9 protein-coding genes are annotated in these 13,872 nt (G+C 55.9%); 6 read left to right on the forward strand and 3 right to left on the reverse strand.

The window, feature by feature from the left end; translation table 11 throughout:
* Positions 1-48: 48 nt before the first annotated feature.
* Entirely contained in the window at positions 49-921 is an 873-nt protein-coding gene (locus tag N675_RS06660) for an LLM class flavin-dependent oxidoreductase (RefSeq protein WP_081886905.1), read from the reverse strand.
* 148 nt (positions 922-1,069) lie between these two features.
* Between N675_RS06660 and N675_RS06665 the strand changes: the two genes are divergently transcribed.
* Positions 1,070-1,864: a heparan-alpha-glucosaminide N-acetyltransferase gene (locus N675_RS06665; protein WP_051914351.1), complete on the forward strand. Its 795-nt coding sequence runs from the start codon at positions 1,070-1,072 to the stop codon at positions 1,862-1,864.
* Here the strand turns inward: N675_RS06665 and N675_RS13630 are convergent.
* Positions 1,861-5,571 (reverse strand): GAF domain-containing protein, encoded by a 3,711-nt coding sequence (locus tag N675_RS13630; protein WP_051914353.1) that lies wholly within the window; start codon positions 5,569-5,571, stop codon positions 1,861-1,863. The genes N675_RS06665 and N675_RS13630 overlap by 4 nt on opposite strands.
* 236 nt (positions 5,572-5,807) lie before the next feature.
* Between N675_RS13630 and N675_RS06675 the strand changes: the two genes are divergently transcribed.
* The 3 genes from N675_RS06675 to moaC all read left to right on the forward strand — a co-directional run bounded on the left by N675_RS06675 (position 5,808) and on the right by moaC (position 8,693).
* Positions 5,808-7,169, forward strand: coding sequence for an aminotransferase family protein (locus tag N675_RS06675; RefSeq protein WP_038038660.1), 1,362 nt, complete (start codon positions 5,808-5,810; stop codon positions 7,167-7,169).
* 68 nt (positions 7,170-7,237) lie between these two features.
* Positions 7,238-8,203 carry a DMT family transporter gene (locus N675_RS06680; RefSeq protein WP_197066275.1) on the forward strand — a complete coding sequence of 322 codons (966 nt, stop codon included), beginning with the start codon at positions 7,238-7,240 and terminating at the stop codon, positions 8,201-8,203.
* On the forward strand, positions 8,196-8,693 hold the full coding sequence (gene moaC, locus N675_RS06685; protein ID WP_038038664.1) for a cyclic pyranopterin monophosphate synthase MoaC: 498 nt from the start codon (positions 8,196-8,198) through the stop codon (positions 8,691-8,693). Before N675_RS06680 ends, moaC begins: the two co-directional genes overlap by 8 nt.
* On the opposite strand, the gene mnmA is transcribed toward moaC, so the two are convergent.
* Entirely contained in the window at positions 8,611-9,786 is a 1,176-nt protein-coding gene (mnmA, locus tag N675_RS06690) for a tRNA 2-thiouridine(34) synthase MnmA (protein ID WP_081886906.1), read from the reverse strand. The two genes, moaC and mnmA, sit on opposite strands and share 83 nt — an antisense overlap.
* 102 nt (positions 9,787-9,888) lie before the next feature.
* Here mnmA and N675_RS06695 point away from each other — a divergent pair, with 102 nt between their 5' ends.
* Complete coding sequence (locus N675_RS06695) at positions 9,889-10,491, forward strand: GNAT family N-acetyltransferase (RefSeq protein ID WP_051914355.1); 603 nt, start codon at positions 9,889-9,891, stop codon at positions 10,489-10,491.
* Positions 10,492-10,558: 67 nt separating this feature from the next.
* On the forward strand, positions 10,559-13,765 hold the full coding sequence (locus N675_RS06700; protein ID WP_051914357.1) for a VPS10 domain-containing protein: 3,207 nt from the start codon (positions 10,559-10,561) through the stop codon (positions 13,763-13,765).
* Positions 13,766-13,872: the final 107 nt, after the last annotated feature.

Here is a 13,872-nt window from a genome sequence, read left to right on the forward strand (position 1 = left end):
GCCCAATTCCCCCTTCATGCTTTCCCGAACGAAGTATGCCACGGCGCTCTATCGCTGCTGTTGTCGAGCAGCACGCTCGCGCAGCAACGGGATGATGTCACGGGCACAACGCTCAAGAATAGGCCAGTGTTCTTCTGGCGGCATTGGGAAGATGATGTCAGTGAATCCAGCGTTCAGGTAGGCCTGAGCAACCTGAGTAAACTGTTCGACAGAAGCAAATGCCGGGCGCCAAGCAAAGAGCGAGAAGCGGAGCGTTGCTGGATCACGGCCGACGTCGTGCAGCGCAGCGCGCATGGCCGCAGCAAGCGCTGGGGCTTCCTCAGGCTCCGCGCGTGTATTCCATGTGTCAGCGTAGCGCGCTGCAAGCCGAAGCATCCGAGGCTTAAATGCGCCGATAGTCAGAGGGATCCGTGGCTGTTGAATTGGTTTCGGCCAGCACGGGGCATCCTCGAAGTGATAGAACATCCCATGGAAGGTCGTTCGTGGCTTGGTCATAAGACTGTCAATGACTTGTATTGCTTCTTCAAGCATGGCGATGCGTTCAGCTGTACTTGGGAAAGGAAAGCTGTAGGCCCGGTGCTCGCGTTCCCACCAGCCGCTGCCCAGACCAAGCTCCAGGCGACCATTGCTTGCATGATCAATCGTAATCGCCATTTTGGCAAGTAAGCCGGGATTACGATAGGTGTTTCCGCTTACCATCACACCGAAACGCACCCGCTGGGTATGCATCGACAAAGCAGCGATCAGTGTCCATGCCTCATAATAAGGCGTATCTTCGTTATCACCAGCCATAAAATGATCAACAACCCAGAGGGAGTCAAATCCGAGTGCTTCGAGCCATTGCCATTGTTGAACTAATTCAGGAAACGGACGGCGGTTCCCAGTGCCAATACCAAAACGCACCGGAAAACTCATCGTCATCCTCCTCCTTACTCATCGCTTTCCTGGTTGGCAGTGTACCACCCAGTGCTTGGAGCGACAGCGATGCGGAATCGGCGTATGATCGTGCAAAGACGGGAGAGGTCACGAGTAGATAGGTAGCAGGAGTAAAAAGGAGTATGTGCAGTCGATGACGACGTCACGCGCACTGAGTTTCCGTGCAATTGCATCAGCTCAAACAGACCGATTCTGGGAAGTTGATGTACTGCGGGGAATTGCACTCTGTCTGATGCTTTTTTATCACTTCATGTATGACTTGCGCTATTTTGTGCATATTCCGTACAAGGTTGGGGAGGGCCGCTGGGCGGTTTTTGCCGACCTGATTGCTACGATGTTTGTTGGACTTGCTGGCCTGTCATTGACGCTCAGCCGCGCGCGCTGGCTTCAGCGGCATACGGGGAGCTACTGGCCGCATCTGATCAGACGCGGTATGCGCATTCTCGGATATGGAATGCTCGTGACTGTGGCAACATGGTTCGTTGATCCAGCCGAAACCGTGCACTTTGGCATCTTGCATCTCATCGGGGTGTCGATCATGTTGGCTGGGCCGTTTTTGCCGTTACGTTGGCTCAATGTCGTGTTTGCGGTGCTCGCTATGCTGTTGGGACGTTGGCTCAGCCAGCAGATTGTGCCTGCGCATCTCTACTGGGGATTACCCTTTGGCTTCGTGCCTGAGGGATACACGTCCTTTGATTATCGGCCGCTCTTCCCATGGTTTGGCGTGATGTTGCTCGGCATTGCGCTTGGGAATACTCTGTATCCTCATGGACAGCGTCGTTGGCCATTGCCCGCTCTTGAAGGGAAGCACTGGGTTCGTGCCCTGGCCTGGCTTGGCCGGCATACCTTGGTCATCTATCTTGTGCACCAACCGGTGTTCTTCCTCGGCTTCTTGATCACTGGCTTTGCTCACCTTCGGTTGCTTTAACGATGGGAAGGGTGCTGCTCACGTGTCGTTGTCGCAAGTCGTGCGACGAGGGGTCCAACCCGCCGACCAATTGTTGCAAGGATCGCTGCATCCTGATCCGTGAAGGGCTCGGGGGTTGTGCGGACAACCGTGATGACACCGATCGGTTGTTCGCTATCAAGCAATGGCGCAGCAAGCATGGTCTTGGTATTCGGCAAGAATCGCACGACGCGCGGGTCATGTTCAGCGTCATTGACGACGACTGGCTGACGTGTCGTAAATGCCTGCCAACTCATGCCGTGCTTGCGGGGAAGTACAATCTGACCAACTTGCTCCGGAGCTGCTCGTGAATAGCGAAGAACAAGGGCATCAGCTAGCTGGTCATAGAGAAAGATATTGACAGCGTTTCCACTTAACGACGTTGAAAGGCTTTCGTCGATAATGCGGGCGAGACTGTGAAAGTCTCGGACATCCTCAAGGCGCTCACCAATCGTATGCAGCACCGTGAGCTCAGATAGTGACACGAGCGAGTGTGGAGGGGTCGGTACAGCTTCTCCTTCACTAACCAGAGAGCGTTCAGTAAAGACTTGGAGGAATGCAGCAACAACACGCGGATGGAATTGGGTGCCACTGCAGCGGCGAATTTCGGCGATTGCCTCTTCTACGGGCATCGCTTTGCGATAGGGGCGATCACTGGTCATTGTGTCGAAGGCATCGGCTAGACCGATAATCGCTGCGCCGAGTGGAATGTCTTCGCCTTTGAGGCCATCCGGATAGCCATGGCCGTCCCAGCGCTCATGGTGATGCCGAACGAGCGGCACAATTGGGGCAAGTGCTGGGTGGGTTGCGAGAATAACTGCTCCCCGTTCTGCATGAGTCTGCATTACCGCCCATTCTTCCGGTGTCAATTTGCCCGGCTTCGTCAGGAGGTGGTCAGGAATGCCAATTTTGCCAATGTCATGGAGTAAGCCGGCAAGTTCAATCTGCTCAACTTCATCAGGGCTGCACCCAAGTGTTTCTGCGATCATCCGTGCATAGCGAGCAACATTGCGCGAGTGGTTGTGCGTGTAGGGATCTTTGGCGTCGACTGTAGCAGCCAGTGCTTGGACTGAGGACAAGTAGAGTTGTCGCTCACGTTCCCGTTGCTGCGCTTCGCGCAAGGCAAGTGCGGCTTGGTTGGCAAAGAGTTGGAAGAGCGTGAATTCGTAAGAGTTGAATTGATTGCGCCCTGGACGACCAATGAGTAACACGCCGAGGAGTTCGTCATCGGCGACCAGCGGTCCAACCATTAAACTCAAGGTGAGGTCTGGCTCAGTTTCTGGTGGGAAAAGCACGCGCGGATCGTTGCGAGCGTCGTTGACAAGTTCAGCCCGATGAGTGAGGGCGACGAGCCCAGTGATGCCGCTGCCATAGGGGATCGTTGGCGTTTGGGCGAACAGCGACTCATAGTGATGAGAATATCGCCAGGGACGTAACTGTTGCGCTTCTGGTTCAGCAATATAGACGATGAAGCGGTCGTAGGGCAGAACCCGCTGCAGTTCGGTTGTAATCGCTTCGAGCGCGTCGGCAAGACGAAATTGGCGCATCAATGCCTGTGAAGTACGCAGTAACGCATCGCGCGCTTGCTCAGATTGCCAGCGGTCAAGCGCGGTACTGAGACGATCGGCAGCGGTTCGAAGCAAGCGGCTCAGCGTCAGGGTGACGTCTGGTCCCGCCGCTGTGCAAAAGCTCATGAGTAAGCCAACTTGATGGTCTTGTTGGCGTAATGGCACTCCAATCAGCAGTTCAGCACCAGCCGCCTCCAAAAGCTGTTCAACCAGTGGTTGCAATGCTGCTGACACAGTAGTGGCACCGCGACGCAGGATGGCTGTTCCTTCAGTATCGCTGAGGAGGATCCGAAGCGTCTTGAGATCAAGCTGGTGAAGAATCTCGTGGACGACTTGACTCCGGTGAGGGTCAGCATGAGCGCTGTAGAGTTGCTCAATATTCCCGTTCGCCGGACTCCAGAGGTAACAAGCGACAGCTTCACCGAGTACTCCCGCCGCGCGCCGTACTGCTGCAGGCAAGAAAGTGGCTGGATCGCGGTATTGGAGTAACAGTTCACCAAGTTCGGCGAGAAACCGTTGCGCTCGTTCGCGTTGCTCGAGCCCTGCGCGTGCTTTCAGGAGCGCTAAAGCTGTGCTCGCCTCTTGAGCTAGCACGGCAAAGAGTCGTGCTTCTTCCGAAGAAAACGGTTGAGGTTCACTCCTTCCAATACCAAAGATGCCAACAACTGTGCCTTCCTCAAGCAGTGGTTCAATGAGTACCGCATGGAGTTTGAAGCCACCTTCACCAGCGTATGTCCGTGGATCAGCGTGTGCATCAGCAACATTGACGGCTTTTCCTGTTCGATACACTTGCCCAGCCAGACTGTGTGCAATGGGAATCGTTCTCCCGAGACGGCCTCTCTCCGGGCGAGCGCTAACTCCCCATGCCCAGGTGACGCGAAGAAACTCTTTCTGCTCAATATCTGGCTCAGCGACAATGGCGGCATCGAAGGAGATAAAGCGCCGAATCACCGTTGCCACGAGGTCCAGCGCCTCGCTCATACTCGTACTGCCATGGATCGTTTGACTGAGCGCCCAAAGGGCTTCAAGCTCAGCTACGTGTTGCTCGGTGCGTTCCTGGAGGCGCGCTCGCGTAATTGCTCCGGCGACTGTCCGAACGATAGCTTCAGCAGTAGCCACGGCACTCGGTGCAAAGCCCGTCTCGTCCCGGTAACGCCAGGCGAAGAAGATGCCAAGGTGCATTTCACGATCGACCACCGGCAGCATCAAAATGCGCGATGTTTCAAGCGCGTGCGCTCGCTGGAGGATGGCATGATTGGGCCCAAGAATGTTTGCCAACGTCTCAAGTGTGATTTCGCTGTGAGCAGTTGACGGGAAAAGATCCCGTGGCAGGGTCCGAATTGGGTGCTGCTGAAGGGCTTGTTGGATTAGGACTGCGCCTTCATCAGTTAGGCCTTCACTGTGATAATCAAGGAGCCGAAAGCCAACTTCATCGTAAATTGCGAGGATGGCTGCATCAGCACTGAGCGTTCGCTTCAGGGCATGCGTAACCACCGGGAGGATGCTCTCGAGGCTTCCCATGCCTGCGACAACTTGGCTAATTTCGAGGAGGGTGTGGAGTTGTTCTCGCTGAATCCGTTCTGCGTCGTAGAGTCGGTTGAATTGGATAGCGACGATGGCAAGTTGCGCTAACTCTTCAGCCAGTGCCTGCTCCTCCGGCGTAAACGGCTTGGGCGGATCCCATCGCCAGAGATACACGACGCCGATGACGGTGTCTTCCCAAAGCAGCGGGACGGCGAGGCTGGTCAGCGCTCCTTCACGACCAAGCCGACGAAGGACTGGATTCACCGGTGGGTAACGGTCGTAATCTTCAGGCGTCGTGCAGTGCAATGGACGTTTGGTTTGTCGAATCTCAATCTCCGCCTTGACATCTTCCGGAGCGAATTCGACGAATGCCCGCCGCGGGAGCACGATGTTCTCTGGATGGACGCCGGCCCAAGCGGCGTAGATCGTGCGTTGGCCACTCTCGTCGTAGACAAAGAAGCTTGCCATGTTGACATGGACAGTTTCTACCAGCCGCTCAGCAACGAGCTCAAGGAGTTGTTGTGCCGGGGTAAGCGATTCTGGCTCTCCTGATTCTTGGGCTGGAGGGTACTCTGATGACACATTGGGCGACCCCATTGCCGTTTCCCCTGTCGTCTCCTGGGCCTACCCAGATGATTGCCGTAGCGGATTACCTGCTGTCTGGTACATGGTGTCTAGTCTAGATCATAGCATGGACATGGCAGTGATGCCTATCCCCTCTTTGTCCTTTCGACAGCAAGCCGTTTTTCCTAGAGGTGTCCTTCGTCTCCTCTCGACATCTGGCGAGAAATCCGCCACAATCCATCGAGGATTGGTTGGACGAGGAGGCTTTCATGGCAATACAAACGTGGAATGCGGCCGAACTGATCCGCAAGGATCAGGCATATCATCTCCATCCTGTATCGAATTTACACCAGATTCGTCATTATGGCCCACTGGTGCTTGTGCGTGGTGAAGGAGCCTGGGTGTGGGATGCGGAAGGAAAGCGGTATCTCGACGGATTTGCTGGGCTGTGGAATGTGAATATTGGTCATGGGCGGCGTGAACTTGCGGAGGCTGCCAAGGCGCAGATGGAACAAATCGCTTTCGTCCCAACCTTCTTTGGCTTGGCAAGTCCTCCGACGATTGAGCTAGCTGCCCGGCTGGCAGAACTTTTCCCCGACCCCATCAATCATTTTCAGTTCACCTCAGGCGGTGCCGAGTCGAATGAGACCGCTATCAAGATCGCTCGCTACTACTGGTGGCTCCGTGGTAAGCCAGAGAAGATAAAGATTCTTAGCCGCCAAATGGCCTATCACGGTATTGCAATGGGGGCGCTCTCGGCTACTGGCGTACCAGCCTATTGGGAGGGGTTCGGGCCACGGCCCCCGGGCTTTATTCATTTAACCGCTCCCTATGCGTACCGCTTTGCTCACGGTATGAGCGACGAGGATTTTGTCCAATCGCTTGTCCGTGAGCTTGAAGAAACCATCGCCCGTGAAGGAGCTGAGACGATTGCCGCATTCATCGGTGAACCGGTACAAGGGGCTGGCGGTGTGGTTGTCCCGCCTGAAGGGTATTGGCCAGCTATTGCGGAGGTGTTGCGGCGACACGATATCTTGCTCATCTACGATGAGGTCATTACCGGGTTTGGGCGTACCGGAACACTCTTTGGGATGCAACAGTACGGAGTGATCCCTGACATTGTCTCATTCGCGAAAGGGATTACCTCTGGCTATGTGCCGCTTGGCGGAGTTGGGGTTACGGATGCCATCTTCGATGTCTTGTCAAGCCCTGATCGTATGTTCATGCATGGCTTCACCTATTCTGGCCATCCCGTTGCGTGTGCCGTAGCGCTTCGTAATATTGACATTCTTCTCAATGAGCGTCTGCCCGAAAACGCCGGAGAGATCGGCCGGTATCTTCTTGAGCAGTTTGGCACGTTACTTGATCGGCCATATGTTGGGAATGTTCGTGGCAAAGGACTTATGCTGCTGATTGAATTGGTAGCTGATAAGGAGACGAAGGCGAAGTTTCCAGCTGATTTCCGCCTCGGCGATAAGCTCCAGGAGGCAACCCGCAAGCGGGGCGTCATCGTTCGCTGCACTGGCGATGGCGTGGTCATGGCGCCGCCGCTGACGTTGACACGTGAAGAAGCGGATTTCTTGCTGAACGCGGTTAGCGAAGCAATCGATGAGGTTTGTAACGGACAATAAGGGCGGAAGCCGAGCATTCCGGGTTGAGGCGTGGCGTGGTGAAAAGCGCGGCACGAATGCAAGAGAGCGTGAGTAGACAATCGCTTAGCATTCATGCCGCGCTGCTCCTGGTTATCGCGAGTTGGGGCGCAAACTTTGTTGCTGTGAAAACGCTTGTCCAATTGGTAACGCCGGTAGAGATGACCGCGCTGCGCCTTGTTCTCGCAGCATGTTGTTTCCTGGTTCTCCTGATGATTCGTCGCGAACGTCCAATGATTGCTCGCTCTGATTGGCCACGGCTTGTGCTTGTGAGTTTGCTGGGCTTACCAGCGAACACGCTCGCGTTAGCAATGGGATCACGGCTGATTCCGGCAGCGGTAGCAAGCCTCATCGTCTCGCTGAATCCGATCTTCACCGCCGTTGTCTCTCGCCTGCTCATTGGGGAGGCGATTACGTGGCCAAAGCGACTTGGGATTGGCATTGCTTTCCTAGGATTTCTGATTATCCTCCGTTTCGGTAGCCCAGGCGCCCACTTCAACGGCGCGAACGTCTATGGCGCCCTCCTCACGCTTCTTGCTCCACTCTCTTGGGCGTTTTATACCGTGCTCAGCAAACCGCTTGTGGCGCGCTATGCTCCGCTCGAATTAACCGCGAGTGTGGTCATGCTTGGTGCACTTCCGCTTGCTCCAGTTGTTCTCGTTAGTCGACACCTGCACTATGCTCTCCGCGCATTTCCGGCCGTTGGTTGGTTGGCGCTTTTCATCAGTGCCGTGCTAGCGCTTGCGCTCGCATTTACCCTGTGGTATCGAGCGCTCCGCATCCTGACACCTGTACAGCTGGCTGTATACATTTATCTTACCCCGTTCTTCGGGGTTCTCAGTGCACGACTCGTGCTCGGCGAACAGCTGACGCCTTTCGTGCTGCTTGGTGGTCTCCTGATCCTGCTTGGTGTGATGGTTACCAACACGAGTCAGCTTGGTAAACTGGTCTATGCCTATCCACGTTTACGCCGAGCGAATACCCATCTTCATCGAGAAGAGGCGAGCGATGAGTGACTTGACGCATCTTGATGAACGCGGCAATGCACGGATGGTCGACATCGGTGCAAAAGATGAAACTCACCGGATTGCGATCGCGTCCGCTGCTGTATACATGCAGCCCGAAACCCTCCAGCGCATTGCTGATGGCACTGTGCCGAAAGGTGATGTTCTTGGAGTTGCCCGCGTGGCTGGCATTATGGCAGCCAAGCGCACCGCCGAACTGATCCCGCTCTGCCACCCCTTGATGCTAACAAAGGTTGCTGTTGATTTTGAGCTTGATCCCGAGCGTAATGCTGTGCGCATTCAGGCGCACGTTGAGACGGTAGGAAAAACTGGCGTTGAAATGGAAGCCCTGACTGCAGTCAGTATTGCGGCGTTGACCATCTACGATATGCTGAAGGCCGTTGATCGTGGCATGGTCATCAGCGATATTCAGCTTGAAGAGAAGCGCGGTGGAAAGAGCGGCGACTGGCGTCGCGCTGCTCGTGGACAGTCCATAGCCTAGCCTGCGGCGACAAGGGCATTGCGTCGACCAGGTCTTTCACGCGGACAACCTCGGCTGCAGTGCCCCCGCCAAGGACACGGTCTCCATCGTAGAGAACAACAGCCTGCCCACGGGCAAGCGGCGGAGCCGGCTCCAAGAAGCGTACCCAGGTTCCATCACAGGTCGCAGGATAGCGCGGAGCCTGGTATCGGATGCGTGCCTCAACCTGTTCGGGCAAGGGGTCATGCCAAATCGGATCGGCGAGGCGGACAGCGACAGTCAGTAAGCGCGTCCGTGGTGCGACTCGCGCCAGCTTGCGCTGTGGGTCAATCTCGGCGATGTATTGGCGTTCTGGCGTTTGCTCATACCAGCGAAGGCCCCGCCGCTGACCAACTGTCAGGAACGCGGTGCCGGGATGCTCCCCAACAATGCGTCCCTGTTCGTCGACCACGGGACCTGGCTCTCCGGCTTCAGGATAGGTCGCGGCAACGAGCTGACCGATCCCACCATAGGTCTTGGCAAAGCAAAGATCGACCGATGAGCGCTTTTCTGCAACGTACAGCCCTGCTTCGCGCGCGATGTTGCGAACAGTCTCTTTGTCAAGTTCGCCCATTGGGAATTCCAGTCGCGCGAGTTGCTCAGGCGTAAGCCGGTAGAGCACGTAAGACTGATCGCGCTGTGGATCACGGGCTTCGGCCAAGCGCCAGCCATTTCCGTACCAAATCTTGCGCACATAGTGTCCGGTTGCAACTGCGGGAATATCGAGCTGTTCTGCAAGCTCGAGTAGCGCTGGGATCCGGACCTGATGGTTGCAGAGAACACAAGGGTTGGGAGTCTCAGCGCGAGCGTAATATGCAAGTGTTGGCGCAACAACATGTTCAGCGAACCGATCCCGCAAATCACGCACGTAGAATGGAATACCGAGCTGAGCAGCAACCATTCGGGCATCTGCTGCCGCAAGATCACCGCAGCAAACGCCTTCTTCAAGTGAATCGGGATTGGTCTCATATAAGCGCAGGTGTATACCAATCGGCTCCCACCCAGCACGCTTGAGGAGCAGAGCCGTAACCGCGCTATCGACGCCACCTGAAAGAGCAACCAGAATCTTCGCCATTGTTCTCCACACAACAAGCGCCGGGCAACTCCCGGCGGCTGTTTCCAAGCCGTAGTATGCTGCATCAAGTATAGCGAACGCTCAGGTATGGGAGGAACGGTGATGCACGAATCTCCAGAGGTGATTGTGCCAGGTCAGCGGGTTTATCTCGGTCCAATGCGCCCTGAGCACGCGCAGGTCTTTGCGCGTTGGCTCAATGACCTTGCGGTCTCGATAACCTTGTCAAACGTGCGACGTATTCCTTTCATGGTTCAAGATGAAGCGGAATGGATTGAGCACATACGCCGCGATCCGAATCATGTCGTCTTTGCGGTCTATACCCGTGAAGGCGACCAGCCGATTGGCACCGTTGGGCTGCACGACATAAACTGGCCCGATCGCAATGCTGAACTTGGTGTCATGATTGGCGAACGAACAGAGTGGGGACAGGGCTATGCAACGGAGGCGATTAGCCTCCTTCTTGACTACGCGTTCACGATTCTCGGTCTGCGCATGGTCTTCTTACGTTGCATCGCCTATAACGAGCGAGCCTATCGGCTTTATGAACGCCTTGGCTTTCGTCCAGTGGGACGTTTGCGCCAGTCGCACCGTATTGGGCAGCGGTACTACGACGTGATTTATATGGACATTCTTGCTGAAGAGTTTGTCAGCCCTGTGCTCGCATCCTGGCTTCACTTGCCACATGAAGGTGCTGATGTTCCATAGCGAGCTCGTCATTTCTGTGTGAAGATACCCTGTTGGCAAGTGTGTTTATTGGGGTGAGGAAAGCCGTATGCAAGAAACGCATCCGATCACAGCCCTGACACGGGCATTGCAACCGCGGTTAATTGGGCCCCATCGGGGTGGCCGTGTCGTTGCTGTCGCTGGCCATCCGTTTGATCCCATGACGTTTTACTTTGGGGCTTGCGCGGGTGGCGTTTGGAAGACGACGAACGGTGGCATGCTATGGGAATGTATCTCTGATGGCTACTTCCAGCGCGCATCGGTCGGCGCGCTTGCCGTAAGCCACGCTGATCCAAATGTGATCTACGTTGGCACAGGCGAAGCATGTATCCGCGGTAACGTCTCCCCTGGCAATGGTGTGTATAAGAGTACGGACGGCGGCCGGACATGGCAGCATAGTGGTCTTGAGGATAGCCGGCATATTGCCAAAATTCGTGTTCATCCAACAAATCCCGATCTTGTCTACGTCGCTGCGTTTGGGCATGCGCATGGACCAAATCCTGAGCGCGGTATTTTCCGGTCACGTGATGGTGGCCAGTCGTGGGAACGCGTGCTTTTTCGCGATGAACACACCGGAGCGATTGATCTCGTTATGGATCCACAGAACCCACGGATTCTCTATGCAGCCTTGTGGCAAGCGATTCGGCGTCCCTGGGAACTCGTCAGTGGTGGCCCTGGCAGCGGCATCTTTCGTTCGACCGATGGTGGTACGACCTGGGAGGAACTTACGCGCCGTCCCGGTTTGCCCAAAGGTATGCTCGGACGAATCGGGCTAGCGACTTCAGCGCAGCCAGGGCGACTGTGGGCGTTGATCGAGGCCGAGGACGGCGCGCTATTTCGCTCTGAAGACTATGGGGAGACGTGGCACCGGGTCTGTGAGAAGGGCGACTTACGTTGGCGTGCCTGGTACTTTCACCATCTGTGTGCTGATCCACAGGATCCAGATACGCTCTGGGTGCTCGGTCTCAAACTCTGGAAGTCCATCGATGGTGGCGTCACCTTTGTTGAAATGCCAACCCCCCATGGCGACCACCATGATCACTGGATCGATCCCCGTAACCCATTGCGCATGATAAACGGTAACGATGGAGGCGCGTGTATTAGCTTCGATGGTGGACGGACATGGTCAACCCAGATGAACCAACCGACCGCACAACTCTATCGGATTGCCGTTGATACACGCTTCCCTTACTGGATCTATGGATCGCAACAAGATAATACGGCTATTGCTCTACCGAGTCGTTCGATTATCGGGGCAATTACGCCAACCGAGTGGTTTGAGCCCGGTGGTGGCGAAAGCGGTGCGCTCGCAGTCAAGCCTGACGATCCCGATATTGTCGTCGGTGGTGCTATTGGCAGTGGTGAAGGGAATGGCCGGCTGATTCGCTACAATCGCCGCACCGGTGAGCAGCGGAACATCACGGTGTGGCCTGAAGAAATGGGCATGGCTGAAGGCGCCGAGAGCCTCAAATATCGGTTTCAGTGGACGTTCCCGATCTGCTTTTCAACTCATAATCCTACTGTGCTTTACGTCTGCTCGAACGTTGTCCATCGATCACGTGATCTCGGCTATACCTGGGATATCATAAGTCCTGACCTTACCCGTAATGACCCCGAAAAGCTCAAGCCCTCTGGTGGCCCGATTACCAAGGACAATACCGGAGCAGAAGTCTACTGCACGATCTTTGCCTTCGCGGAGTCGCCCCATGATCCACAGGTGCTTTGGGCTGGTTCTGACGACGGGTTGGTGCATGTCTCGCGTGATGGTGGCGTAACGTGGCAAAACGTGACACCACCGGATCTGCCCGAATGGGCAACCGTGAGTTGCTTAGAACCTTCGCCGCATGACCCAGCAACCTGTTATCTTGTCGCTCACCGCTATCGTCTCGACGATGTTCGGCCACTGCTGTTCGTCACACAGGATTTCGGGCAGACGTGGTTGTCCATCAACGGTGACTTGCCCACTGATGAGATCACACGCGTTCTGCGGGTTGATCTAAAGCGTTCCGACGTACTCTACCTTGGCACTGAAACAGGAGTCTGGGTTTCGCTCGATGGTGGAGGGCACTGGACTCGTCTCGGTGGGCTGCCCGTTGTGCCGGTCTATGATCTCCTGGTTGTCGATGACGAGCTCGTCATCGCGACGCATGGACGGAGCATCTGGATTCTTGATGACCTCGAGCCGCTTCGGCAGTTTGACCCGCAACGCTATGCGACGGAACCAGCCTCCCTCTTCCGTCCCAAAGCGACCGTTCGACTCAAGACATACACAGGCTTTGGCGACGCAGTTGCTGGGAAGGTGAGTTATCTCTGGGCTGGTCCCTGGATCTTCGCTGTGCGGACAGCTGAACTGCCAACTGGCGTGAAGCAGGTGATACCTCTCGATGCAGGACAGAATCCGCCGGATGGTGTGCGCTTTGTCTACTTCTTGCGGGAAGAGCCAGCGGCTCCGGTCGAATTTACTATCCTGGATGAAGCCGGAAACGTTTTACGGCGATTCTCCAGTGAGCTAGCTCCAGATCCACTTCCTGATCTTCCAGCCGAGAAAAAGCCGACGCCTGAAGTGCGCCTTGAGAAGACGCCAGGGTTCCATACGTTTGTCTGGGATCTCCGCGTTGAGGGCGCTCGCCGTGCTCTCGGCGATAAGGAGATCGAGGGCTATCTTCGTGGTCCGCGTGTTTTACCTGGGACATATACCGCGAAATTAACGATTGGTGAGCGGAGTTGGACACAGCCGTTTGTTATCCGAAAAGATCCTCGTCTCACGGTATCTGATGCTGACCTTGCCGAGCAGTTCCAGCTCTTGCTTCACGTGCGTGACAAGGTTTCACAGGCCCACGATGCGGTGAACATGATCCGCAATCTTCGGCGTCAGCTAGCCGAATGGCGGAGCCGTGCAGTGCAGCGTGAGGAACTGCACGAGGTCGCGACGGAACTTGCGCGGCAGGATGCCCAGCTCCGATCCATCGAAGAGGCGCTTATCGAACCTCACCTCGATGATCCACGGCAACGTCCTTGGAAGCTCAATGCTCGTCTCGCTGCCCTGACCAGCTTTATTGAAAGCGCCGATGATCGGCCGACGGCTGCTGAGCGTGCAGTTTATGAGGAACTTGCGCGTCAGATCGATGCCGAGTGCGCTCGTCTTCGGTTCTGGATCGAGCAAGTGCTTCCGCAACTCAACCGCTTGCTCACTGAAGCTGGGCTGGTGGCACTGCAACCCTCCGCCTCACTTGCACCACTGCTCCGCGAGCAGTAGCTGTCTACGGACAAGGGAAACACCGTCGAATTTCATTGCCCGTGGCTGTTCCCAAGTGGAGAGCCACGGGCAGTGTCTTGATGGCACGATAACGGCGCTAGTGGCCA

The sequence above is a fragment of the Thermorudis peleae genome (assembly GCF_000744775.1).
Lineage (GTDB): Bacteria > Chloroflexota > Chloroflexia > Thermomicrobiales > Thermomicrobiaceae > Thermorudis > Thermorudis peleae.